The 23,937-nt window shown below is 42.5% G+C and carries 19 protein-coding genes and 1 other annotated feature; of the genes, 6 read left to right on the top strand and 13 right to left on the bottom strand.

Going from position 1 to position 23,937, the window contains the following annotated elements; translation table 11 throughout:
- Window positions 1-2 precede the first annotated feature (2 nt).
- The 6 genes from RBB56_RS11415 to RBB56_RS11390 form a co-directional block, all read right to left on the bottom strand.
- The gene (locus RBB56_RS11415) at window positions 3-1,502 is read right to left on the bottom strand and encodes an aminotransferase class I/II-fold pyridoxal phosphate-dependent enzyme (RefSeq protein ID WP_331525623.1); all 1,500 of its coding nucleotides are present in this window, start codon (window positions 1,500-1,502) and stop codon (window positions 3-5) included.
- Between the two features lie 668 nt (window positions 1,503-2,170).
- Complete coding sequence (locus tag RBB56_RS11410) at window positions 2,171-2,803, bottom strand: CatA-like O-acetyltransferase (protein WP_306719084.1); 633 nt, start codon at window positions 2,801-2,803, stop codon at window positions 2,171-2,173.
- A 26-nt stretch (window positions 2,804-2,829) separates the two neighbouring features.
- Window positions 2,830-3,999, bottom strand: a complete 1,170-nt coding sequence (locus RBB56_RS11405; RefSeq protein WP_306719083.1) for a GGDEF domain-containing protein — start codon at window positions 3,997-3,999, stop codon at window positions 2,830-2,832.
- Window positions 4,000-4,242: 243 nt separating this feature from the next.
- Complete coding sequence (locus RBB56_RS11400; protein WP_306719082.1) at window positions 4,243-4,686, bottom strand: chemotaxis protein CheX; 444 nt, start codon at window positions 4,684-4,686, stop codon at window positions 4,243-4,245.
- Window positions 4,676-5,104, bottom strand: coding sequence for a bacteriohemerythrin (locus RBB56_RS11395; RefSeq protein WP_306719081.1), 429 nt, complete (start codon window positions 5,102-5,104; stop codon window positions 4,676-4,678). The genes RBB56_RS11400 and RBB56_RS11395 overlap by 11 nt, the downstream gene beginning before the upstream one ends.
- A gap of 236 nt (window positions 5,105-5,340) precedes the next feature.
- Entirely contained in the window at window positions 5,341-6,873 is a 1,533-nt protein-coding gene (locus RBB56_RS11390) for a 2-isopropylmalate synthase (protein ID WP_306719080.1), read from the bottom strand.
- 111 nt (window positions 6,874-6,984) lie between these two features.
- Window positions 6,985-7,230, bottom strand: a binding site (T-box leader).
- Between the two features lie 272 nt (window positions 7,231-7,502).
- Here RBB56_RS11390 and RBB56_RS11385 point away from each other — a divergent pair.
- Window positions 7,503-8,096 (top strand): hypothetical protein, encoded by a 594-nt coding sequence (locus RBB56_RS11385; RefSeq protein WP_306719079.1) that lies wholly within the window; start codon window positions 7,503-7,505, stop codon window positions 8,094-8,096.
- 44 nt (window positions 8,097-8,140) lie between these two features.
- Here the strand turns inward: RBB56_RS11385 and RBB56_RS11380 are convergent, their stop codons facing one another.
- The gene (locus tag RBB56_RS11380) at window positions 8,141-9,007 is read right to left on the bottom strand and encodes a LysR family transcriptional regulator (RefSeq protein WP_306719078.1); all 867 of its coding nucleotides are present in this window, start codon (window positions 9,005-9,007) and stop codon (window positions 8,141-8,143) included.
- Between the two features lie 143 nt (window positions 9,008-9,150).
- Here RBB56_RS11380 and proB point away from each other — a divergent pair, with 143 nt between their 5' ends.
- Window positions 9,151-9,960, top strand: coding sequence for a glutamate 5-kinase (gene proB, locus RBB56_RS11375; protein WP_306719076.1), 810 nt, complete (start codon window positions 9,151-9,153; stop codon window positions 9,958-9,960).
- 29 nt (window positions 9,961-9,989) lie between these two features.
- Here proB and RBB56_RS11370 read toward each other — a convergent pair whose 3' ends face one another.
- Genes RBB56_RS11370 through RBB56_RS11360 form a run of 3 tightly spaced genes read right to left on the bottom strand, consistent with a single transcriptional unit; the run spans window position 9,990 to window position 13,864 of the window.
- Complete coding sequence (locus tag RBB56_RS11370; protein ID WP_306719075.1) at window positions 9,990-11,279, bottom strand: ABC transporter permease; 1,290 nt, start codon at window positions 11,277-11,279, stop codon at window positions 9,990-9,992.
- Complete coding sequence (locus RBB56_RS11365) at window positions 11,276-11,983, bottom strand: ABC transporter ATP-binding protein (RefSeq protein WP_306719074.1); 708 nt, start codon at window positions 11,981-11,983, stop codon at window positions 11,276-11,278. Before RBB56_RS11365 ends, RBB56_RS11370 begins: the two co-directional genes overlap by 4 nt.
- Window positions 11,984-11,986: 3 nt before the next feature.
- Window positions 11,987-13,864, bottom strand: a complete 1,878-nt coding sequence (locus tag RBB56_RS11360; RefSeq protein ID WP_306719072.1) for an efflux RND transporter periplasmic adaptor subunit — start codon at window positions 13,862-13,864, stop codon at window positions 11,987-11,989.
- A 180-nt stretch (window positions 13,865-14,044) separates the two neighbouring features.
- Here RBB56_RS11360 and RBB56_RS11355 point away from each other — a divergent pair, with 180 nt between their 5' ends.
- Window positions 14,045-14,722: a response regulator transcription factor gene (locus RBB56_RS11355; protein WP_306719071.1), complete on the top strand. Its 678-nt coding sequence runs from the start codon at window positions 14,045-14,047 to the stop codon at window positions 14,720-14,722.
- Complete coding sequence (locus tag RBB56_RS11350) at window positions 14,715-15,761, top strand: HAMP domain-containing sensor histidine kinase (protein ID WP_306719069.1); 1,047 nt, start codon at window positions 14,715-14,717, stop codon at window positions 15,759-15,761. Before RBB56_RS11355 ends, RBB56_RS11350 begins: the two co-directional genes overlap by 8 nt.
- A 19-nt stretch (window positions 15,762-15,780) precedes the next feature.
- Here RBB56_RS11350 and RBB56_RS11345 read toward each other — a convergent pair whose 3' ends face one another.
- Window positions 15,781-16,170 (bottom strand): DUF4180 domain-containing protein, encoded by a 390-nt coding sequence (locus RBB56_RS11345; protein ID WP_306719068.1) that lies wholly within the window; start codon window positions 16,168-16,170, stop codon window positions 15,781-15,783.
- Window positions 16,171-16,984: 814 nt separating this feature from the next.
- Between RBB56_RS11345 and RBB56_RS11340 the strand changes: the two genes are divergently transcribed.
- Window positions 16,985-18,067, top strand: coding sequence for a helix-turn-helix domain-containing protein (locus tag RBB56_RS11340; RefSeq protein ID WP_306719067.1), 1,083 nt, complete (start codon window positions 16,985-16,987; stop codon window positions 18,065-18,067).
- Window positions 18,051-19,775: an ABC transporter ATP-binding protein gene (locus tag RBB56_RS11335; protein ID WP_306719066.1), complete on the top strand. Its 1,725-nt coding sequence runs from the start codon at window positions 18,051-18,053 to the stop codon at window positions 19,773-19,775. The genes RBB56_RS11340 and RBB56_RS11335 overlap by 17 nt, the downstream gene beginning before the upstream one ends.
- A gap of 12 nt (window positions 19,776-19,787) precedes the next feature.
- On the opposite strand, the gene RBB56_RS11330 is transcribed toward RBB56_RS11335, so the two are convergent.
- On the bottom strand, window positions 19,788-21,794 hold the full coding sequence (locus RBB56_RS11330) for a methyl-accepting chemotaxis protein (RefSeq protein WP_306719065.1): 2,007 nt from the start codon (window positions 21,792-21,794) through the stop codon (window positions 19,788-19,790).
- 15 nt (window positions 21,795-21,809) lie between these two features.
- Window positions 21,810-23,921 (bottom strand): glycoside hydrolase family 36 protein, encoded by a 2,112-nt coding sequence (locus RBB56_RS11325; RefSeq protein WP_306719064.1) that lies wholly within the window; start codon window positions 23,919-23,921, stop codon window positions 21,810-21,812.
- Between the last annotated feature and the right edge of the window lie 16 nt (window positions 23,922-23,937).

Genomic DNA, 23,937 nt, shown 5'->3' with positions numbered 1-23,937 from the left:
TCCTAGTTTATCTTCTTAAGAACATTCAAATATTCAATATCTGCATCCTCAGGACCGGTCATGGAACAGCCCTTTTCCTTGGCATATAAAATATACTCGATGATTCCTTTGGTTATCATTTCCCCGGGCGCTAAAATGGGAATTCCCGGAGGATAACACATCACGAATTCACTGCAGACCCTGCCTTCCGTCTCCCTAAGGGGAAGCGATTCCTTCTCCGCATAAAAAGACTCCTGCGGTGTCATCACCACACAAGGATCCATATATTCTTGTGTGAGCATTCCTGCCTTATCCTTATGGTAGCAACGCTTTACCTCGGCAAGAGCGCTCACCAGCCGCTCAACCTCCTGCTTCCTGTCACCGATAGAAAGATAAGCCAGGATATTGCCGATATCGCCGAACTCAATCTGAATATCGTATTCATCCCGTAAAATATCGTAGACTTCAATTCCTGCAAGGCCGATTTCCAACGTATGCACGGATAACTTCGTACTATCGAAATCATAAACACTATTTCCGTTGACCAACTCTCTGGAAAACGCATAATATCCTCCGATTGCGTTAATTTCCTCTCTTGCATACTGCGCAAGCTCCATCACCCTGGCAAAGGACTCTCTTCCTCTAAGAGCCAGATTTCGTCTGGAGATATCCAAGCTGGAAAGAAGCAAATAGGAACCGCTTGTGGTCTGCGTCAGATTAATGATCTGCCGTACATAGCCTTCATTCATTTGAGAACCGATCAGAAGCAGAGAACTTTGGGTAAGGCTTCCTCCTGACTTATGCATGCTTACAGAAGACATATCCGCGCCTGCATCCATAGCGGACATCGGCATATTCTCTCCAAAATATAAATGCGCCCCGTGGGCTTCATCGGCCAGCACCTTCATACCATGCGCATGTGCCAGTTTCACAATCGTTCCCAGATCCGAGCATATGCCATAATAAGTGGGATTATTGACCAGAACCGCTACTGCATCCGGATTACTCACTATCGCTTGTTCCACCTGTGACACTCTCATTCCGAGTGAAATTCCTAAGTTCTTATCCACATCCGGATTCACATAGACTGGTTTCGCACCGCAAAGCACAAGAGCATTGATCACACTCCTATGTACATTTCTCGGCAAGATAATCTTATCTCCCTTTTTGCAGCAGGAAAGTACCATCGCCTGTACGGCAGAAGTGGTCCCTCCCACCATAAGGAATGCATGAGCCGCATGAAAAGCTTCCGCTGCCAGCTCCTCCGCCTCTCGTATAACAGATATCGGATGGCATAAGTTATCCAAAGGTTTCATGGAATTCACATCCATACTTACACATTTCTCTCCCAGCAATTCTACCAATTCCGGATTCCCTCTCCCATGCTTATGCCCGGGAACATCAAAGGGTACTATTCTCATTCTTCGGAAGCGTTTCAACGCTTCATAGATCGGAGCCTCTTCCTGCGACAATCTTCTTGCCGCGCCGCTCCCATTTCCCATGGATGTTTTCTCCATCACCATATACACCTCCTATGTCTTCAAATAGCCACACAAAAGAAAAACAAAAAAAGGCAAGAATGTGTTATACATCATTCTTACCTTGCGTTTTCTGTTCGCTATAAAATTATTCTATCCACTGTCTCTTCCGAAAAAAACTTCACCGATATCGTTTATTTTGCAGAAAGCGCTTCCGGTTCCCTTCGGTTATATCAACCAAATTCGATATTTCCTTCAGACACCCCGGCACATTAGGATATTCTCCACCCCATAATACCGCTTTTATCTAAGGTATATCGCTACCGGCAGCCTATAAAAGACAACAAATATTTTATTATTAGCATTCAGATATTCAGGTTTTCGAGTCTATATAGCAAATATTTCACTTTTAATACTCTTATTGACCGTTTCACAAGTTGATGTGTCGTATACACACTAGTTAACTGGTTATAAGTAACCAACTTATAAAATTTGAGCTTCTAACTCAATCAATAATGCAGCTTAAGCTGCTATAAATATTTGCATGGAACTCCAACCTTATATCCATCTGCCGTCCATACGCGTTTTATTATACTTTTACTTTTTCATAATTGCAAGTATTTTTTTCTGCCATTTATTTTACGGCCAAACACGCAGTGAATATTGTAAAGAAAATGAACTTTTCAAGTAGCTATTTTAACTTTATTCCTTCCTTATCTTGCCAACCTGCGCAAATGCAAAGACAGACTTTCATAGAAATCTGCTATCTGCTTACCGTCAATAAGAGCATGGTGTGCCAAAACACTGACCGGGAGAAGCAGTTTCTCCCCTTCTGGGAAATATTTTCCCCATGTAATTCTGGGGTTAGAATCTGCCGGAAAAGGTACCGGTTGTACGAGTGAAGTGTAACTCACCCAAGGTAGGCAGGATATAAAAATTAATGACCGTGGGTCACTTTCTTCCTCCAAACTGCCCTTTATAACAACCTTCTCCTGATTCTTGGCTGTCACCCGCAAAAATTCCTCGAAATTGAGTGTAGAATCAGCCTCACAGTAAGCATAAGTTCCATCCGGCTTCATCACTGTATGAGAGGTCATGCAGTTTTCGTATTCTATAATTTCTTTCCCTTCAATTCTCTGTCTGAATTCCCTTACCGAATTCGCCGCATTCCCCACACTGTAAAGTATGTATAAAAAGAAAGACTCGTTTCTTTCTTTTGAACATTTTACAATATCAGTTATATCCACATTTGCGGTCAATCCTACATAAGGATAACCCATGGAGCAAAAATAGTCAAAATGGGCTTTCCTCGAATAAGTTGTCATATCTATCTTCTGTATCTTCATACCACTAACCAACCCTTCTTACATTATTACTTTCCTTTGCTATAAACCCTAACTGTATTTCTCGTCCTCTTCGCGTCATAAAGCGCGTGATCCGCCTGAACGAGGAGACGAACCATATCGATTTCTTCCTCATAGGCAGCAAGACCGATGCTTACCGTCAGCCTTACTTCAGGTGTATCTTCAAAGTGTAATTTATTCATCTTCGCCTTAATATTCTCACAAATAACTATCGCTTCATTTATACTTTTATCACAAAACAACAGACTGAACTCATCCCCTCCATAACGGAATGATGTCGCTCCTTCGCTATTTTCCTTCAAAATCTCGGCGAACTTTATAAGGCATCTATCTCCGAAGTGATGCCCCCAATTGTCATTAATGCTTTTGAAATAATCGATGTCCAGCATAGCCAGAATATATCTTTCATGCCCCCCGTTTTCTTCAATGCTCTCTAACAAGTCCTGCAACACCTTCCGGTTGAAAATACCTGTCATCTGATCCATCTGCAGGCTTTTGCGCAACTGATACCTCTCTACCCCCATCTGTATACTCGCTTCGTTCCTATCGCGCTCGAACCGTATCGCTACCATGCAGGCAGCCGCAAAAACGATAAGAATCACCAGAGAAAGTACAAAATCCCCCATACGGATTGAGCTATCGAAAACACCCACTTTGCTCGTATCCCACTTGATAAATAGCTCCGAGACTATAATAGCTACCATACTCATTATCACTGTAACTCCGGTCAGACGGTAGTTGGCGTAGAACATTGTCATCATAATTGCCCCTAGAAAAATACTGTAAGTGGACCAGAAAATTGAATGTACCGTGAATAAATTAAATCCTACCACTACAATGCTCAAAGAAATGACATATATTTTCTTCACTCTGGACAGCTTTTCCGATTTCATTACTATCCTATTTATTCCAACGCAGATAAAGTTAATCGTACTCGGCACAAGAACATACTTCCAGACAAACATATGAATGGTAGTTTGCAGCAAATCAGAGCGAATCAACATGGCTCCCATAATAAATTCACTCAAACACGCGAAAACCACTACAGCCAAGGCAATCTTATAATGGAGCAGAAGCCAGGCATCCTCAATTCTCTTGTATTCTTTATATCCCTCTTGCATATGTAGGCTGCTGAACTTTTCTGCATCCTCTTCTGTATCTCTATATTCATAGGCCATACTTTTTATCCCCCAATATACTGTACTATTATATATATTATTACATAACAGAACAAAAGTGTGCTTTGCCTATTCTCGCAGTCAAAAACTTTGGCTGCACAGCTTTTGTTCCGCGCGCGTAGCTGCGCATTAATCGGTTCTTTAATGTAACAAGGTCTTTCCTATGGGATGAAAAGAAAGGCGTATTTTCCTAAAGAAAATACGCCCTTATTCTTACTGGATTCCTCGGATCACTCTATCTGTTTATGCGGCAGGCTTGAGCAAAATATCGAGACAAACCTCACCCGCCGGCGTCTGAATACGGCAGGTCGTATATTCATCTCTATCTCCGCTCACTTTGCATAGTTTCGGTGTGAGTATATCACATTTCACATCTGTTTCCGCAAACATAGTCAACACGTTACCACTAATAATATTGGCAATTTCTGAAACAGCAGAGATAACGAATTCATCTACCGTCTCCATCTCCAGACCACTCATAATATTAACCATACCTAAAGAGGTGTGAACCGGGAAATGATAAACAACCTCTCCTTCCATTTCTCCAACAATTCCGATAGAAATATCAAGCCCATCCTCATAAGGAGTGTCCTCTGATGTAAGCTCATGCAAGTCTGACATATCAAGCATCAATTGAAACACATTGCGAGTAGCTTCTAAGAAAGGTTTATAAAGTTTATCTGCCATCTTCAGCCACCCCCTTTTCTATCGCATAATCAGCAATCTTCTGATCTTGTGCCGCAACATGATTAATTAGCCATGATAAAAGCTTGCCTCCAAACTGCTGCATCAGCTGCTCGTTATAACCACTTTTTTCATATTCTGCTGTAATCTCAACTACGTAGCTCACCATATCATCATGCACTTTTTTATGCTCTTCATAACCGGGATAACCAATTCTTCTCTGGTATTCCTCTTCATCCTTAAAATGCTCTACTACATATCCATTCATGAATTCCAATGTATCGTTTACTTTCTTCACCTTTTCTTCCCAAGATGCGGAAGAGCGAAGTGTCTGTACGAAAGCATCCACACGCTTGAATAATTCCTGATGCTGCTCATCGATCAAGGTAACGCCAAGATTATACTTTTCTTTCCAAATCACAGTATTTCATCCTTTCTTCTCTGGTACTCCAACATATCTAATCAATACCGCCTCTTACTTTCAAAAAGCCAGCATGAGGATATATTCGGATTTTATTCTTCCCTTATACAGATGATATGATTATACCCTATAATTCTAGTTTATTCAATTTTTTTCTGTGACTTTCGCACTATTTTGTCACCATTCAACCTACGGCTTCCTCGCGATATTAATGGCTGAACTGTAACATATTTTCTTTACTTTTCGACATCCAAGACAGTCTTGTTGACTGCATTAATAAATGCTAAAGCACTCGCTTCCATCACATCCTGTTCAATCGCTTTTCCCTGATATAATTTATCATTATATTTGATTTGAACCGTGACTTTTCCAAGACTTCCTTTGCCCCTGCTCAAGTTATTGATTCGATATTCGATCAATTCTATCGGGTATCCGACAGCATCCATAATAGCGCTATACAAAGCATCGATCACACCTGCGCCACCGCTGCTTTTCACAAGCTCTCTATCTCCTTTTGTCAGCTTCACAGAAGCCGTCGGAAGTGTGCTCGTGGCTGTCATCTGATATTCCTCGAGCTGCCACAGTTCCTTGTCGAAGACGCTCCTTACATTCGGACAATCTTTAAACAGTGCCAATATATCATTATCATATACTTCCTTCTTACGGTCAGCCAGCGCCAAAAAACGTTCGAATACCTCTGTCGTATGTTCCTGTTCTATCTCAAATCCAAGCTTCTCCGTCACATGTAAGAATGCGTGCTTCCCGGATCTGGCTGTTAATACGAGTTCCATCGGCGGTGCCCCTACGGTCTCCGGGTCCATAATTTCATAGACATCCTTCGACTTCAGCAAGCCATCCTGATGGATTCCGGAAGAATGAGCGAATGCATTTTCTCCCGTAATCGCCTTATTCACTTGTATGTCCAATCCCATCGTCGCACTGACAATGCGGGAGGTTTCATAGATTTTCTTCGTATCTATCTGTGTATAGCCATTATAATAATCTTCGTGCAACCGAATTCCCATTACCACTTCTTCCAAAGAAGTATTACCGGCCCTCTCTCCGATTCCATTGACGGTACATTCCACCTTATCCGCACCGTTACGTACTGCTGCCAGAGTATTAGCCGTTGCAAGTCCGGTATCATTATGGCAGTGAACGCTTAAGAGCACGTTGGGATCCAAATTCTTCAATCTATCATTGATTCGATAAATCAACTGTCCGAACTTCTCAGGGACCGCATACCCTACCGTATCCGGTATGTTAATAATTGTGGCTCCTGCTTTTACTACTGCCTCTATCGTTTTCCACATATATTCGAATTCCGACCGGCTGGCATCCTCAAGGGAATACTGCACATTAGGCAAATATCTTTTCGCATACCGTACGGAAGAAGCACCTATATCAATAATTTGTTCAGGAGTTTTCTGTAATTTCTTCGATACATGTACCTTTGAAGAACCGAGTACTATATGAATCAAAGGATCTTGCGCATCGCGAATACTCTCATAGATAGTATCGATATCCGACTCCACAGCTCTCCCTAACCCCGCAATACATACATCCTGCCCTATTTTACGGCTGATTGCTCTTACCGCCTCGAAATCCCCTTGCGACGAGGAAGGGAATCCAACCTCCATCATATCCACTTTCATCTTAGCAATTTGTGCCGCGACCTCCAGCTTCTCTTCCAGATTCAGCTTCGCTCCGGGAACCTGCTCCCCATCTCGCAGCGTAGTGTCAAATACATAAATTTTTCTTTTCATCATTGCATCCTCCTTGTATGATTATGTTCCGTGCGCGTAGCTGCGCTCCATCTTTATGTAATAGGAGCACTCTCCTAATTACATAAAAAAGCTCCCTCTATCTCTTGCCGATATTCAAGAGACGAAAAGGGAGCACTTCCGCGGTACCACTCTAGTTCATACAATTATGTATGCGCTTTTTCGATACAGATTGTTCACAATCAATATCTATCCCCAATAACGGTGGGCATCCGACACAGCCTACTTTATTTCAGCCGGTAACTCGAAGGCGAGTTCACCATTTTCAAATTCCTGCTTCGCACCAACCAACAGGTCTCTGTAAATTCTCAAATAGCTACTATTCCTTGTCTGCGTCTTTTTCTATATTGATATGTATTATATGCAGTCACCTTTGTTTTGTCAACGTGTATTTCTATTTTTCATATTATATATAGACGGCGATTAAATTCGCCGTCTGCACCGAGCACAGTCGCTTTGCGACCAAATACCACTTCGTGCGAGTGTGCATCCACCGGCAGTATCTATATATTCGGTGATTAAAAATCACCGAATATATAGATACCGCCTTAATGTGACACATTTCGAACAGTTGCATATAATACATTAGAAAACATACAACTCAGAGGTCCTATATGAACAATACAAATGTAAACAACCAAATGTTGTCGCGCCCCCGCGATACTATGTGCGTAGAAAACGCACTCGTAGAAGACGTATGTACTGACAGCCGGATGTCCGGGCATATATTGATTTCCTATTCTGTAAAGGACGACTGCGGTAAGAGCAAGAAAACTCTCCTCAGGCTCAATGTAACCCGGAATACCGAGATTGTGGATCATCGTGGCAAATCTTTGTGCCTTTGTGAAATTAAGAAGGGTATGCGCATCGACGCTCGGTTTTCCAGCAATATGACAAGAAGTATTCCCCCACAGGCCAATGCTTGTGAGATCACAGTGCTGAAAAAAAAGGATGAAGTAAGTGTAACTACTACCCGTGTGCTGAATGCGGATGTAAGAAACGGTTTCCTTCTTACAGGAGTACCTTGTAATCCTTCTCAGCAAATGCGATTCATCATTACAGATGCAACCGTTATCCTCGATAAATGCGGCAGACCTATCCGGCTATGCTCACTTTGCGCCGGCCAGATGGTACGTGTGGAACATGCCAGCTTCCAAACAGCCAGTATCCCACCGCAAACTACCGCTTTTTGTGTACAGATTGTATAATATTTTAAGAAAGGCAGGGAGCTTTAGAAACTCCCTGCCTTTCTTCATCTGTATTCCAAGTAGCTTAGAAATTGTTTCATCGCCAAAGAGTTGTTCTTCTTGCTGCGAAGAGCCAGACCGAGCTTACGATAAGCCGGTACTTCTAACTCCTTTATGATAATACGGTATGGGTTACGCTTCAGAATAAGCTGGGGAAGAATTGCGATTCCAAGACCGCTTTCCACCATGGACATAATTGCGTAGTCATCCCATGTCGTAAAATGTACTTCAGGAGAAATATTCCAGCGTTCAAATATCTCTGAAACATCCGATTTGCCGCCTCGCTCCAAGAGTATAAATGGATAGTCACACAATGCTTGAATGGGAAAATAATCACAATCCGCCATCGGATGATTCTCCGGTAAAATTACAAGCAGTTTATCTTGTTCCAGAAAAACTGTATCTAACTCGGGCAGCGTAGGGAGACGAAGAAAACCACAATCTACTCGCCCCTCCATAATCCAACTCTCGATCTCTTCATAATCACCAAGAAGGAGTTCATAATCAATCTCAGGATAACTTTTCTGGAATTCTTTGATGATATTAGGCAACCAGTGGGTGGCTACACTCGAAAAGGTACCGATTCTAATAAGTCCGGCCTGCAAGCCGTTTATTTTCTCCACCTGATGCTCTAACTTACGATATTCCTCGCACATACTTCTTACAAAGGGCAGTAACTTCATCCCATCGGATGTCAGCCTGACTCCCTGGCGTCCTCTCTCCAACAGGGATACGCCCCATTCCTTCTCCAAATCGTTAATCATCCGGCTTATTCCTGATTGGGAATAGCTCAATGAGTCCGCTGCCTTTGTGAAGCTTCCACACTCTACGATTCTTATAAATGCCATATATTTCTGAATATTCATATCCATACATTAATTTCCTTATATATCTGTTTTTATAATGTTTTTCATTACAAACATTCACTTTTGTAATTTATTAGCTTATGATACATTATCCACATGTAGTTTACAAGGGAAGACCAATTATTTTAAGACATCAGGGAGAAAACAAAATGGGACTGTACCAAAATAGAATTGTAGTCAAAGTCGGAACCTCCACTTTAACAAACGATATGGGGCAAAATGACTTGCGCTCCTTCGACCGCCTTGCCTGCGTACTGGCGGACGTACAAAACATGGGATATGAAATTATCCTGGTATCCTCCGGCGCAATTGCCGTAGGTGCCAATAAACTGAATATGAAAACCCGCCCTTCCAGTATGCGGTTAAAACAGGCCTCTGCGGCGGTTGGGCAATGCCGTATTATGTATTTATACGATAAATTCTTCGGAGACTATGATAAGACAATTGCCCAGATTCTTTTAAATGCTGAAGATATCGAAATGGAAGAAAAAAAAGAAAATCTCACGAACACCTTCGATAGCTTACTGGAGATGGGAATTATTCCCATCGTTAACGAAAACGATTCCGTCAGCTATACGGAAATTGAATCAGAAGATAGATTATTCGGAGATAACGATATGCTTTCCTCGGTAGTAGCGGTCTTATGCCGTGCCAAAAAGCTCGTGATTTTCTCCGATATCGATGGTTTCTATAACAAAGATCCAAGACTTCATCCGGATGCTAAGCTTATCGAGCGCATTACCGATATCGATGAAGATATACTGTCTTTGGCAGGCGGTGCAGGGTCCCGCCGCGGAACAGGCGGTATGAAAACAAAGCTGCAGGCTGCCAGACTTGCTACTTCCCAGGGAATCGATACTATTATTACCAACGGCAACAACCCAGCATCTTTATACGATATTGTTAAAGAAGAAAGAGTCGGAACCCTTTTTGCCGGCAAACGGACAAACGGACATTAAAGCTTATGCTTTATGTCCGTTTGTATCGTTTATTCATACCGTAATGCTTCAATGGGATCCATTTTCGCCGCCTTATTCGCAGGATAGTAGCCGAAGAACACGCCGATCACAATGGAGAATATAAGAGAAATTATGATGCTGCTGGCAGATACTGCCGCTTCTGAACCCATAAGGTTCGCACCGAATATTCCTCCTGCGATGCCAAGAGCAATCCCTATAATACCGCCTATCATACAAATGATGATCGCTTCTACAATAAATTGAAGGCGAATAGAGCCATTCGTGGCACCGAGGGCCTTTCTCGTACCTATTTCTCTCGTCCGCTCTGTAATTGAAACGAGCATAATATTCATAACGCCGATTCCTCCTACCAGCAAAGCAATGCCGGCAATCACAGAGATCGCAGTGGTCACTGTCCCCATAATATCAGACATTGCACTCACAATGGATGCCATGCTCATTGCGGATACTTCGAAATCCCTATTATTTCTGTAATATGTATTGAAATAATTCTCCGTAATACTCGCAAACTGATCCGAGTCAATACCGGCTGTAGTCATGACTGTGAAGCTTGTATATCCGGTCTTATGATTTTTGTTCAGTGCCGTTTGAAGGGGCACGTATACATTTGTCGTGATATCCTTTTCCGATGAAGTGGAGAAGCTGAATGACGACTCTTCATATTCGTATACTCCGACAATAATGTAGCTTTCGTAGCTTTCATTTACATTCGTCTGAATCGTGCTTCCGATCGCCTTTTCCATATCCCCCTGGAACATGTTATTCACTGCCTTATCCGAGACTATCGCCACTTTATTTCCGCTTTCCGTTTCTTTTTCCGAGAAAAAACGTCCCGAAAGCAAGGTGATATCGTTCGCAGCAAAATACCCCTGGCTCGCTCCCATAACCGATATATTCGCGTATAGATTCCCGTCCTGAATCTTACCGCTTCCTATACTCTCCGAAGCGGACAGTGCATAGACTTCATTCGCGTAGATTTGACAGTAACTTTCCAACATTTCGAGGGTGAAATAATCCTCTTCCTCCGGTACCTTCTGCTGATCTCTTCTGCCGCCAAAGGTCATCCCACTCTCTGTTTCCTCTTCCTCATCCACCCTCTGCTGCAATCCTACCGTTATATTATTAGCACCCATCGCGGACATAGAGCTCGTGATAGAGGATGTAAGAGAATTTCCTACTGTCATAATAGCGATAACGGAAGCAATTCCTATGATAATTCCAAGCATTGTCAGAAGTGCCCGCATTTTATTCGCTTTTAAGCTAGACAGGGCCAGCCGTATATTTTCAATAATTATCATGCTCTTCCCCTGCCCGTCCTTTCTCCGATAATAGAGCCGTCTTTCAGAGTAATGATTTTCTCTGTTTCCTCCGCAAGTTCCGGGGAATGAGTAATCAATACAATCGTCTTGCCCTGTTCTTCATGGAGCTGGTGAAAAAGATCCATGACCATGCGCCCCGTCTGGGAATCCAGCGCACCTGTCGGCTCATCCGCCAGAATAATCGCCGGATTGTTGCACATAGCGCGGGCTATCGCCACCCTTTGCTTCTGCCCGCCGGAAAGCTCTTCCGGCAAATGGTGCATTCGGTCTCCCATACCCACCATATCCAGCAGTTCCTTCGCTCGCTCCACTCTCGCTCTTCTTCCCATCCCTGCATATAGCATGGGCATTTCCACATTCTTAATCGCATTCGTTCTCGCAATAAGGTTATAAGTCTGAAAAACAAATCCTATCTTTCGGTTTCTTATTTTAGAGAGGCTTTCGTCCTTAGCTGCTATCACATTTACATCATCCAATATGTAGCTTCCTTCCGTGGGCCGGTCCAAAATGCCGATAATGTTCATCAAGGTGGATTTCCCCGATCCTGAAGCTCCTACGATGGAAACGAATTCTCCCTGGCGCACAGTTAGTGAAATACCGTTCAATATCTGTAATTCATTAGGCTGCCCGATGTAGAAACGCTTAATAATGCTGTCAAGTTCTATGATTGGTTTCTTTTCCATAAATTAAAAACCTCCCATCGGCCCTTGCATCCTCATAATATTCTCCATATTAAGACTCTGTTCTGCCGCCTGCACCACTACCTGCATACCCTCGGTCAGCTCACCGCTTTCCACTTCCACGTAATAGTCGCTCTCAATTCCTGTCGTTATGTACACCTTCTTCGTATTCGTTCTTCCCGAAGCCCCTTCCGGTCCTCGTGTATTGGCAGGTATCGTTGTATTTTCAGGAGTCTGTGCCTCTTCCGAATCTTGTGAAACTTCCTCCCCTTCGGCAGTCTCATTTACCACTTCCACATATTTCTTACCTTCGTCATCGGTCTGAACAGCATCATAAGGTACCGTAACGATATTATCCTTGCTTTCTAAAATAATGCTCAGCTTAGCTGTCATATCCAGGCGAAGGTCATCGTTCTTCGTATCTACCGATATCTTTATATTATAAGTAACATCTGTTCCTGTGGATTGTGTTGCTCTCGGCGCAATATCAGTTACCATACCATCGAGCTGTGCATCTCCCGTACCATTTGTCTTAATCACAGCCTTCTGTCCGAGTTCAATACTGCTGATATCATATTCATCGATTTCAGCGGATACTTCATAAGCACTCGTATCCTCTATGGTAATGAGGGTATCTCCTTTATACATATCTCCCTCTTCTACATTCACTGCCGTCACCACACCGGCAAAGGGGGCTTTTACGATACAGTCCTCTAACTGAGTCTCATACTGTTTCACCTGTTTCTTATCGGAAAGAGTCGCTGTAGATGCTGTCAGCTTGTCACTTTTCAGTCCGTCTTCTTTGGCAGCCACCGTGCTGGCGTTATTCCTCGTGCTGTCTTCCTGACTTCTCACCTGATTATTATAAGCATTGAGCATATTATCTACGGCACTTTCCGCAGCATCTATCGCCTTTTCATAAGTCGCTTCATTACCCTGGGCTGTAGCATACTTGCTCTGCCAGCTCGCAATTTCTGCACTGCTGCTATTATACGAAGCAGCAGCAGTGTCATAGGTGCCTTTCGCCGTATGATACTGATTGCTTATCCCGATTAAGTCAACCAGCTTTCCATCCACATATGCTTTCGCCTCTGTCGCCTCATCCGGCACCAGATTTGTACTGCTTAAACCACTCAACTCCGAAGATCCGATATGTAATTTTTCATTAAATTGGCTACTATATTCCGGATAAGTTTCGTTCATCTGTGCAACAATACTATCGAATTGACCGGATAAGGATTCCATAAGAGCTTGCGCTTCTGTCATTTTCGACTGAGCTTCCGAAGATCTCGCCTGACTGCCTTCCAACTCTCCCTTTTTTTCAATTGTCGTTTGCTTCGCATCCTCATAGTCACCCTCCGCCTCTTCCAGATCCGTCAAGGCTTCTAAATAGTCATTCCATGCATCTGCCACGTCCTGGTTTGCCCGTTCGGCATTAATATCCCTCGTAGCCTGCGCCTCCTGAAGACTTCTTTCCGAAGAAGAAACAGAAATGTCAGATCGCCCCCCACTCGCATTGAGAGCAGTTTTCGCATCTTCCAAGCTCTCTTCAATATCCGTAGAATCGAACTCCAACAGAATATCACCCTCTATTACTGAGTCTCCCACTTCCACAGCCACTGTTTCCACTTCAATCCCAGACAAATTGACCACAATATCCCTGCTTTCTGCACTGACAATCGTTCCTGTCGCCGAGATGGAGCTTACCAGTGAACGTCTTTCGACCGCTGCTATTTCCTGTTTATTCATAGCCGCATTCATCGCTTCCATACCTTTTTTCACCTGTGCTCTTACCGCTAATACACCGCTTGCGAGCACGATAATAACGCAAAGCAGTATTGCCAGCTTTTTGTGTTTTGTCAATAATTCCTTAACCTTTGCCATTTTAAGAATTCTACTCCTTCCAAGTCCGTTCTTTTTCGTAATATTCTCTGACACTATACACGAGTTCAATAAACCGAAAATAAACTATATGCACATATAATAGAAATTTTATTTAGTTTATTCAGAGTTTATTTTTTATGGTAGAATGAGTAGAAAGAGGTAGTACAACAGGAGGAATTTATGTTTCATATTATGGTCGTAGAAGATGATAAACATACGGCGAAGCTGCTCAGTACCATATTGACCCATGCAGGTTACGAAGTGTTCTGTGCCGGTAATGGTCTTGCCGCCCTGGAATTAATGGACAAGCAGCATATCGATTTGATTGTTCTGGATATTATGATGCCGCAGATGGATGGCTACGAATTCACAAGACAGCTAAGAGATGCAGGCAATATACTTCCCATTCTTATGCTCACTGCAAAGCAGCTTCAAGAAGATAAATATAAGGGATTTATCGTAGGTACCGATGACTACATGGTAAAGCCGGTGAATGAAGAGGAAATGCTTCTTCGCATCAAGGCTCTTCTTCGCCGTGCCAAAATTGTCAATGAACACAAGCTGACCATCGGCAAGATTTCCCTGGATTACGATGCATTCACCGTTTCCAGAGAGGGTGAATCTCAGACGCTTCCTCAAAAGGAGTTCTATCTTCTCTATAAGTTATTATCCTATCCCGATAAAATCTTTACACGAATTCAGCTTATGGATGAAATATGGGGCATGGATTCAGAAACGACCGATGCTACGGTAAATGTGCACATTAACCGCCTCCGGAAAAAATTCGAACATTATCCTGAGTTCGATATTGTTTCCATCAGAGGTATTGGATACAAGGTGGTGAAAAACTGTGATTAAATCTACCATAAAAAACTTAAAAAAAGTACCGCTATCTTTCTTCTTCGCGGTCATCGTGTTTCTTATTATGCTTTTTTCTATTATCATCGTCTTTTTTTCTACCGCGTTCCTAGTGCGTATTGGCTTCTACTACTTCCATTTCGCTCGCGGTCCCTTTTTCCATTGGGCAATCTCTTCCATCATCGTCGCCACCCTGCTATCCGTTATCTTCAGCAAGATCCCCTTTTCCCCTCTGCGGAAGGTAATTACCGCTACCGATCGTCTGGCCGGCGGAGATTTTACGGTACGCCTTAACTTAAATGAAGCCAATAAAGAGCTGCGAAGCTTAAACGATAGTTTCAACCATATGGCAGAGGAATTGGGAAATACGGAAATGCTCCGTACCGATTTCATCAATAATTTCTCCCACGAGTTCAAAACACCCATCGTCTCCATGTTGGGCTTCGCAAAAATACTGAAATATGAAAACTTATCAAAAGAAGAGCGGGACGAATATCTGGATATCATTATTACAGAATCAACCCGCCTCTCCGAGCTGGCTACCAACGTTCTAAATCTGTCCAAGGTCGAGAATCAGACTATTCTTTCCGGACAGACCACTTACAATGTAAGCGAGCAAATACGCCGCGCAGTAGCACTTCTCGAAAATAAATGGTCCGGTAAACATATGGAAATCTATCTGGAATGTGAAGAGATTCCTATCTATGCCTGCGAAGAACTGCTTAGGCAAGTATGGATCAACCTGCTGGATAATGCGATTAAATTCTCACCGGAATATTCCGCTATTGAAATCATGATTCGCCAAGAAGAAAAAGAAACTATCTTCCGCTTCACAGATCAGGGCTGCGGAATCGAAGCGGACTCCCTGGAACGTATCTTCGATAAGTTTTACCAAGGCGACAGATCTCATACCACGCAAGGCAACGGCCTGGGATTAGCCCTCGTAAATAAAATAATTCATTTGCACCAAGGTACCATCGAAGTCTCCGAGACCGGAGACAACGGAACTACTTTCGTCATTCGCCTCCCACATAATTAAATAGCAAAAAGGGCTTCCTCTACAGAAGCCTCTTCAATGCCTCCTCTTTATCGGAAACAAAAAATAAATCTTTTCCATGATTGCACTCATAGATAAAATCGCGCAAAGCCTTGCTCGTGTATCCGGAAAAATCGCCGACGATCGCAAGTCTGACCCTATAGTTCACATATTTTTGTATGATTTCCCCTGCAAGGCGCGTCTTTAAGTCAAAGAATTCTTCCACAATACTCTCTTTGTCGAGGATCAGATTGCTGCATCCTGTCTGATAATCCACCGTTGCTATTAAATCTAAGGCCGACTGCACATCAGTAAGTATCGGGGAATCACTTCTGATGTAAGCTATCGTATTCCCATCCATTTCTATTTTTTCTATTTGTATTTCTCCCAGTGATATAATTTCCGTTTTCATGTTCGCTTTTATTTCCTTTCCTATTTCTATTGTTTCATATACAGCCTTGTGCTATCGATGGGACGGATTCGCCCGTATTGATTTGAATGCCGGGCGCACACTGCTGTATTTTCTAAATGGAATCGTTACATATTAGTGGCAGCCGGGGCGTCAGCAGGTACATCCTTGTACCGGCTTCCTAAATGCCACATCCTTGTGGCATTTACCCTGGGTTATTTAGATTCCATTAAGAAAATGCAAGCAGTTTGCTTGACGGATTCCAAATCAACACGGGCGAATCCTGTTTTCTCTATAGTATAACATATCCATTTTTACTTTATCAAATTATACTAACAGTAAAAATATTTTTTTACTATCTTTCCATTCATTATCTTCAAATCTATTTTTACATCATATATAATAGCATTAATCACTATAAATTACACATTACTTTTCATACTCAGTACAAAGTAATACGAAATTATGAAATGTATAATTTCTACTAGCTTTATGTACCATTTCACAGCCTTTATTAGGATTTCGCTTGGCAGTTTTGTTTTACTTCCTGTCAGCAAGCGGTTCCTATTTTCTTAATGAAACGTTCGAGAATCCAGGGCAAACACCGCATGGAGGCGGTGTTTAGGAAGCACGGTACATGGAAGTACCTTGCTTCCGCCCCGGGCGAATCCTCACTCCTCCTCGTTTCATTCCAGAAAATAACAACTGCGCGCACCGGAAGGAAAACAAAAGCTGCCAAGCGAAATCCCTTCACAAACCTAACTAAGTAAAAGTATAATTTCTCAATTACCTAATATTTCTTCACAAGGAGATTCCTATGAAACTTACATTAAATGAAAATATCCGTAAACACCGCAAGTCTTTCTCACTGACGCAGGAACAATTAGCTGAGGCCATGGGAGTTACTGTAGGTGCGGTATCGAAATGGGAATCCGGTATGTCGAATCCGGATATCAATATGCTCCCTGTATTGGCTGACTTCTTTGAGATATCGGTAGATGTTCTTCTGGGTTATCAGCCAACCACTCGCACTACAGAACTCGCCGCCGGGAAGATACGGGAATTATTACTTAAGAAAAATTATGAAGAGGGCCAGGCAGAAGCCGAAAAGGCACTGCAGCGTTTTCCCAACTGCTTTGATGTAGTTTATCAAAGTGCTATTTTATATTCCATGAAGGGTGTAGAAAAAGGGGATCAGGCCGCGCTGCACAAATCCATTAATCTGTTTCAACATGCATGCGGTCTGATTTCTCAGAACACCGACCCATCCATCAGCGAATTATCCCTCCAGACCAGCATAGGCGAACTCTATGTATCTTTAGGAGATAGTGAGCGCGCTTTAGAGCATTTGAGAAAGTATAATGCCTGTGGTATTAATAATAGTATGATTGGCTGCATCTTATCCCAACTGAAAAGACATGAAGAAGCTCTTCCTTATTTTTCCCAAACCGTCCTGGACTCTGTATTGAATGTATTCCGTACGGTGATTGGCCTCTCTGACTACTATAGCCACCACGGCAATTATGAATTAGCAATCGATATCTTGTCATGGATGAACGAGACTATTTGCGGCTTAAAATATCCGGATCAAGTTTGCTATATGGATCGGGCACAAGTTGTACTCTTCCTTTCCTGTGCACAAGCAGCTGCCGATATGAACGATGCCGATAAAGCAGAGGAATATCTCAGTCAGGCAATCGATGCTGCACGCCGTTTCGATAAAGACCCGAGCTTCGATGCTCTTCATATTAGATTTTATCACGGAAAACCACAGACAATCGGAGATGACTTCGGAGAAACAGCCCTATCCGGACTCAAGAAAGCTTTTATGTTACGTGAAAATATTAATCCTATTCTCAACACACTTTGGAGGAAACTTATCGATGAAGAAAATAAGTAAAATGCCGACACGGCGCAAAGAATTCACACAACAATTTTATCTGCATAATAAAGGAGCTTTTCTTCTCTCTGTAGCTGCCACTATTTTATTAGGCTGCTCCAATCTGCTCATTTCATGGATTATGCAGCAAATTATCGATTCTATCTCAGGTAACACTCAATATGGCATTTTACGGATTACCTATATTTTTATTATTATTGTTGCGGCAACCTTTTTCGTTCTTATGATTGAATACTACTCTTGTCCTCGTTTCATCAAGAAAGCTATCATCCAATATAAGGATTTTGCCTTTCAGAAAATTGCTCAGAAAAGCATTCACTCATTCCATACGGAGAATACTTCCACTTACCTCTCCGCCTTGTCCAACGATGTACTTAGCATTGAGAACAACTATCTGCTGAAGATTTTCACTTTAATAAAGGAATCAGTGATGTTCGTCGGTGCTTTTGCCTTAATGTTATATTACAGCCCCATTCTAACTTTGGTAGCTTTCCTTCTCTCCCTGCTTCCGGTTATTGCCTCCCTTTTAACAGGCAACCGGTTGGCCATTCAGGAAAAAGAAGTATCCGATAAAAATGAGAGTTTTATAGGAGCAGTCAAAGATATCCTGACCGGCTTCTCGGTGATTAAAAGCTTTAAGGCTGAGATTGAAGTTATCCGCCTTTTTGCCGAACGCAATACCTCTACCGAGGAAGCCAAGTGCAGGCGGCGCATGACAGAAACTATGATTATGATTATCGGCTTTATGGCCGGACTGACTGCACAATTCGGTGTCTTTCTATTCGGTTCCTACCTCGCACTTACACAGCAAAGCATCACTGCCGGCATTGTTATCGTCTTCGTACAGCTTATGAACTTCGTGATCACACCAATTGCTGATGTCCCACAGATTCTGGCTAACCGCAAGGCCGCAAATGCTCTTATCGACAAACTTGCAGATGCCGTCCATTCCAATATACAAAGAGATGGCAAACAGATAAACAAACAATTAAACAGAGCTATCGAATTAAAAGATCTCTCCTTTTCCTACGAAAAAAGCACACCGATATTAGATCATATCGACATGCGTTTCGAAGCCGGTAAAAGCTATGCAGTTGTAGGTGCCTCCGGAAGCGGGAAGTCAACTCTTCTCAATCTCCTCATCGGAAGCCGGGAAGATTATGAGGGAGAAATACTTTTCGACGGCAATGAACTTCGCACACTCAGCCTGGATTCCCTTTATGATCTTGTTTCCATTGTTCAGCAGAATGTTTTTGTATTCAACAGCTCTGTGCAGAATAATATTACTATGTTTCGTAACTTCGATGAGGAGAAGTTACATCATGCCATCGCAATGTCCGGCCTATCCCCTTTTATTGAGGAAAGAGGAAGCAGCTACGAATGCGGAGAAAATGGAAACGGTCTTTCGGGGGGCGAGAGACAGCGCATCTCTATCGCACGCTGTCTTCTCCGCGGCACTCCGGTCATGTTAGTGGATGAGGCGACCGCTGCCTTAGATGCGGAGACTGCCTTTTCGGTAACTAACTCCATTCTCTCTATCTCCGGCCTAACCAGAATTATCGTAACTCATCGCTTGGAAGAAGCTTTGCTTCGCAAATACGACGAAATCCTCGTTCTTCGAAATGGCAAAGTAGAAGAACACGGTACCTTTGCAGAATTGATGGATAAAAAGGAATATTTCTATTCCTTATTTACCGTATCACAATAAGACACTTAACTTTTACATGTTGAATATACTTATTGTTTGATGCAAGTCCTCGGTCTTTCCCTTTAATTCATGAGCCTCTTTTGCAAATCCTTTAATAAGTCCTACCAGGCTCTCTGTTGTGGCCGATGTTTCTTGTGTAGAAAGAGAAATTTCTTCCGCGACTGCCGCTATGCTTCGGATGGAGTCTAAGATAACAGTACTGTCTTTTTCTAAAAAACCTGTGTCCTGGTGAATATTCGACAGCTTATCCACCAGGACTTCCACGAAGCCGTTGATATGATAAAACAGACGTATTATCTTAGCCAAAGAATCATTCTGAACTCTTATATTTTCCTCCGTCTTATTCGCGGAATCTTCCGTCTTCTCAGAGGAAATCCGTATCTGCTTAACCATGTTTTCTATTTCGCTGCTTGCCTGTAATGCCTGATCTGCAAGCTTTCTTATTTCCTCCGCAACTACGGAAAAACCCTTCCCCGCTTCGCCCGCTCTCGCCGCTTCTATAGAAGCATTCAAAGCTAATAGATTGGTCTGCTGTGCAATCCCATTAATGGTAACGGTTATATGACTTATATTCTCCGAGTTCTTCATGACATCAGAAATATCCTGCGCAAGAATTGCTGTGATTTCGGCTGTATCATTGGTCTTATCTTTCAATTTATCGATTAGGCCGATTCCTTCCTTTGTCACAGCCTCTACATCCTGTACGGTTATCTCTATTTCTTTTGTATTTTCTGCGACAGACTTCACCTTATCGGTAAATTCACACATTTTCTCCATGCTTTTTTCTGAATCATTCGCCTGTTCCCGAACGCCCTTTTCAATGTTCTCAATTTCCTTATCTATTTCAAGCGTGGAAATGAGCACCTTTTCTGCCTTATCCGATACTTCGTTGGAAGAATTAATAACCTCCTTATTGAATTCCAGAATATTCGTCAATATTCCCTTTACCTTTTTCAACATGTTATCCAGACTTGTACTTAAAACCTGAAATTCATCTTTTCTTTTTGTCCGGTAGCGGATTGCTAAATTACCCTCTCCGCAATCTGAAAGGGTCTTGCACACGTTCTTAATTTCCCTGCTGATTCCCCTGGATATGGTAAATCCAATCAATAAAGATATAAAAGTAATCAGCACAATAATGACAGCGGTAACACTTTTTATACCACTTACTTTCTCTACGACATTTTTTATTGGAATTAACACAGCCAGCGACAGATCTGTTCCTTCCATGTCTTTGGAAACATGCAAATAAGCAGTATCCTTATATTGAATTTCCTTTTTTTCTTGCGATATATCGCCCAAAGCTTCTTTAATCTCAGAGAATACCGGAATCTCATTTATACCGTCTTTCATTGTGATTTCCGTACCATCCCGATGAATAATCGCACAAATACTTCCCTTTTCTGCCGATAATTCTTTCAATATTTTATCTGTCTCATCTTTAGATAGTTCAATAAACAAGAACACTTCTGATTCCGGCATTTTTATCATATATGCCAATACTGATTCTTGTACCTCCGGTTCTATCAATGAATTGTTCGTTATATACCAGCTTCCCCCTCCACTGTCAGTGGCTTTTTCCATATACGTTTTATACTTTTCATAAAAGTTGCTGCCTTCTTCTCTTGACGAAGAAATACTTTCTCCATTTTCCGCGAACATATGATATGCACCGATTGCTGCTGAGTTTTCTTTCATTTGCCCGAGCAGCTTTTCGGCTTCTCTAAAAGTCTTTTTGGATTCTCCGGTACTCTTGCCCCAATGCCGCTTATAATAATTAACAACATCCTCATTATTTATAATTTCTTTTGCCTTTATTTCTACATTTTGCAATGTCGCATTCGTATACAGCTGAACTGCACTTATTGTTTTCACAAGAGAATCCGTACATTGTTCTACAATTGCCTTTGCTGCAACGTTATACGACACAACACCTAAAAGGACACTTAAAATAATAGGTACTCCGAAGGAAACAAACAATTTGTATATAATCTTTTGTGTATTTTTCTTTTTCTTCATGCTCCTACCTATCCGCTATTTTCCGCCAAGCAATACTGCCACCGCCTTTTTATTCTCCTCTGCTTTATAGCACAAAAGGTTCCCTTCTATCGTCACCTCATATTTGCTGTCAGAATATACCTCTTGAACCACTGCCTGAACTTCTGCGGGCAGCTCCATTTTCAACATGCTTCCCTCCGGAACCTCAAACACATGGAAAAGGGCATATGCTTCACCGCTTTCCGATGTTCTTAAGATTCCCTGCCATCCTTTCAGGTTCCTATAACTTGTAATCTCACTGCCATAAAAGTAGGTATATCCGTGCTTAATAATAGGAGCAATTTTCTTATAGAAAGCCATTCCCCGATCGATAACATCCCATTGTTCCACACTTAACTCCGTTACATCCCCGGAAATACACATTCTTCCCAGGAAAGTATTGATCACAGAATAAGCAATTCTCTTCAAGGAGTCTTCTTTCCTTATTACTGCCCAAATCTGGCTCTGCCTTGGCAAAATAGCACGATGAAGATTAGCCGCAATGACGGGAATTTCCTCACATTCATGAGCATCTGAGAAGGATGCCATACTTGTCAGGCTCATCATAAGGGGCTCTAAGCGATGTCCGCCGGATGCACAATTCTCCAAAATAATTCCCGGAATTTCTTCCTTCACCCTCTTAATAAATTCCAGAGAGGCAGCCATATTCTGGCGGAGACCTTCACCCAGAGATTCCGCCCCGTCGCATCCCAGACCTATCGTATCGTTGTAATCCATCTTCATGTATTCAAAGCCATATCGCTTCAAAGTGCCAATGACTTTCTCATTTAAATAATTGATTACCCACGGATTGCGCAGATCGAGAAAGCGTCTCATACTGGTAGTTAATACTTCGCCGTCTCGCTTAAGAAGGTGCTCTTCATCATTATAGATCTCCGACGCAGATCCAACATTTTCTATTTCGAACCAAATACCCGGCTTCATTCCTGCTTCTTTGATTCTCTGAACCGTTTTTTCAAGCCCCTCCGGAAACAGCTCCTTGGATACATTATAATCACCCATCATAATATCCCACGGAATCCCTTCCTTCTTATACCATCCGCAATCGATAACAAAATAAGAAAAGCCCTTATCTTTAATTACCTCTAAGATACCCGCTATATTTTCATCGGAAGGACATCCCCATGTGGTGCAGTATTCATTGAAAATAATCGGAAGGTCCTGTTCGATTTCCGGTTCCTGATTCACATATTCTTCTATTGCTGCCGTCATTCTCTGGGAAACTTTATCTACACCGCCCCCTTTGCAAATCGACAGAATTGCCGTCGGTACTGAGAAACTCTCGCCTGGCTGTACACACTTCATCCAATGGCCGAATTCTCTGTCAGCCAGACCTCCTGATATGGAAACACCATCATCTTTCCGATAGACTTCCATCTGCCACGAAGCATTGTGTCCCAACTGTACCCCCCAGAACACATCGCTGACGCTATCTTCCACCACGAGATAAGGGAAATATCGATTGACCGGTATCGAACCCACCTGTCCAAATCGTTCGGAACGGATTGCATGACCTGCCCAAGACGGTTCAAGCTGCAATTCTTCTATCGTTCTCGTCTCCAAGCGTCCTTCCATGCTCCATACACTTCTTAACCGGTGCACCTTCAAGGAATCATGTGCATCCTTCTGAATAAATGGAGAGATTCCCCCTAAGGAAAAGCTGGACAGCATTTCCAGAGAAATTTCTTTATCCCCTTCGTTTGCCAGCGTGACATCACTTTCCAGATGTTCACTTCCTTCCTTATAACATAAGCGGTGGGTAACCTTACAAGTTGCTCTATTCTTATAAGAAAGAACAGTGTACACCGAGGTCTGACCTCCGTCTTTTTCCACATATTGAGTTTCATATTGTAAAGAAGCAAGCGAACCGCCTTGGCGTAACGTCACTCCTCCTGCGTATCCCCCCGGATAGATATCTCCTGCGACCTTCAATTGGACCAGGGAATCGATTTCCTGCTTCTTCTCACTCCAGTCGAGAGGTTCCATACCCTCCGGTACGACGATAAGCTCCACCAACTTCGTCCCCTCATCCAAATAATAATAACATTCCATATCTCCCAGTAAGTACTTGTTCAATAAAACAACCATATCTATACTGCTCCTT

The sequence above is a fragment of the Kineothrix sp. MB12-C1 genome (assembly GCF_030863805.1).
Lineage (GTDB): Bacteria > Bacillota > Clostridia > Lachnospirales > Lachnospiraceae > Kineothrix.
The sequence above is the reverse complement of the archived record's forward strand: the minus strand, read 5'-3'. Positions and strand labels throughout refer to the sequence as shown.

Bases quoted from the DNA above. Each gene is read 5' to 3' on its own strand.
- RBB56_RS11415 (WP_331525623.1), bottom strand. From the start codon at position 1,502: ATGGTGATGGAGAAAACATCCATGGGAAATGGGAGCGGCGCGGCAAGA.
- RBB56_RS11410 (WP_306719084.1), bottom strand. From the start codon at position 2,803: ATGAAGATACAGAAGATAGATATGACAACTTATTCGAGGAAAGCCCAT.
- RBB56_RS11405 (WP_306719083.1), bottom strand. From the start codon at position 3,999: ATGGCCTATGAATATAGAGATACAGAAGAGGATGCAGAAAAGTTCAGC.
- RBB56_RS11400 (WP_306719082.1), bottom strand. From the start codon at position 4,686: ATGGCAGATAAACTTTATAAACCTTTCTTAGAAGCTACTCGCAATGTG.
- RBB56_RS11390 (WP_306719080.1), bottom strand. From the start codon at position 6,873: ATGATGAAAAGAAAAATTTATGTATTTGACACTACGCTGCGAGATGGG.
- RBB56_RS11385 (WP_306719079.1), top strand. From the start codon at position 7,503: ATGAACAATACAAATGTAAACAACCAAATGTTGTCGCGCCCCCGCGAT.
- RBB56_RS11380 (WP_306719078.1), bottom strand. From the start codon at position 9,007: ATGGATATGAATATTCAGAAATATATGGCATTTATAAGAATCGTAGAG.
- proB (WP_306719076.1), top strand. From the start codon at position 9,151: ATGGGACTGTACCAAAATAGAATTGTAGTCAAAGTCGGAACCTCCACT.
- RBB56_RS11370 (WP_306719075.1), bottom strand. From the start codon at position 11,279: ATGATAATTATTGAAAATATACGGCTGGCCCTGTCTAGCTTAAAAGCG.
- RBB56_RS11365 (WP_306719074.1), bottom strand. From the start codon at position 11,983: ATGGAAAAGAAACCAATCATAGAACTTGACAGCATTATTAAGCGTTTC.
- RBB56_RS11360 (WP_306719072.1), bottom strand. From the start codon at position 13,864: ATGGCAAAGGTTAAGGAATTATTGACAAAACACAAAAAGCTGGCAATA.
- RBB56_RS11355 (WP_306719071.1), top strand. From the start codon at position 14,045: ATGTTTCATATTATGGTCGTAGAAGATGATAAACATACGGCGAAGCTG.
- RBB56_RS11345 (WP_306719068.1), bottom strand. From the start codon at position 16,170: ATGAAAACGGAAATTATATCACTGGGAGAAATACAAATAGAAAAAATA.
- RBB56_RS11340 (WP_306719067.1), top strand. From the start codon at position 16,985: ATGAAACTTACATTAAATGAAAATATCCGTAAACACCGCAAGTCTTTC.
- RBB56_RS11335 (WP_306719066.1), top strand. From the start codon at position 18,051: ATGAAGAAAATAAGTAAAATGCCGACACGGCGCAAAGAATTCACACAA.
- RBB56_RS11330 (WP_306719065.1), bottom strand. From the start codon at position 21,794: ATGAAGAAAAAGAAAAATACACAAAAGATTATATACAAATTGTTTGTT.
- RBB56_RS11325 (WP_306719064.1), bottom strand. From the start codon at position 23,921: ATGGTTGTTTTATTGAACAAGTACTTACTGGGAGATATGGAATGTTAT.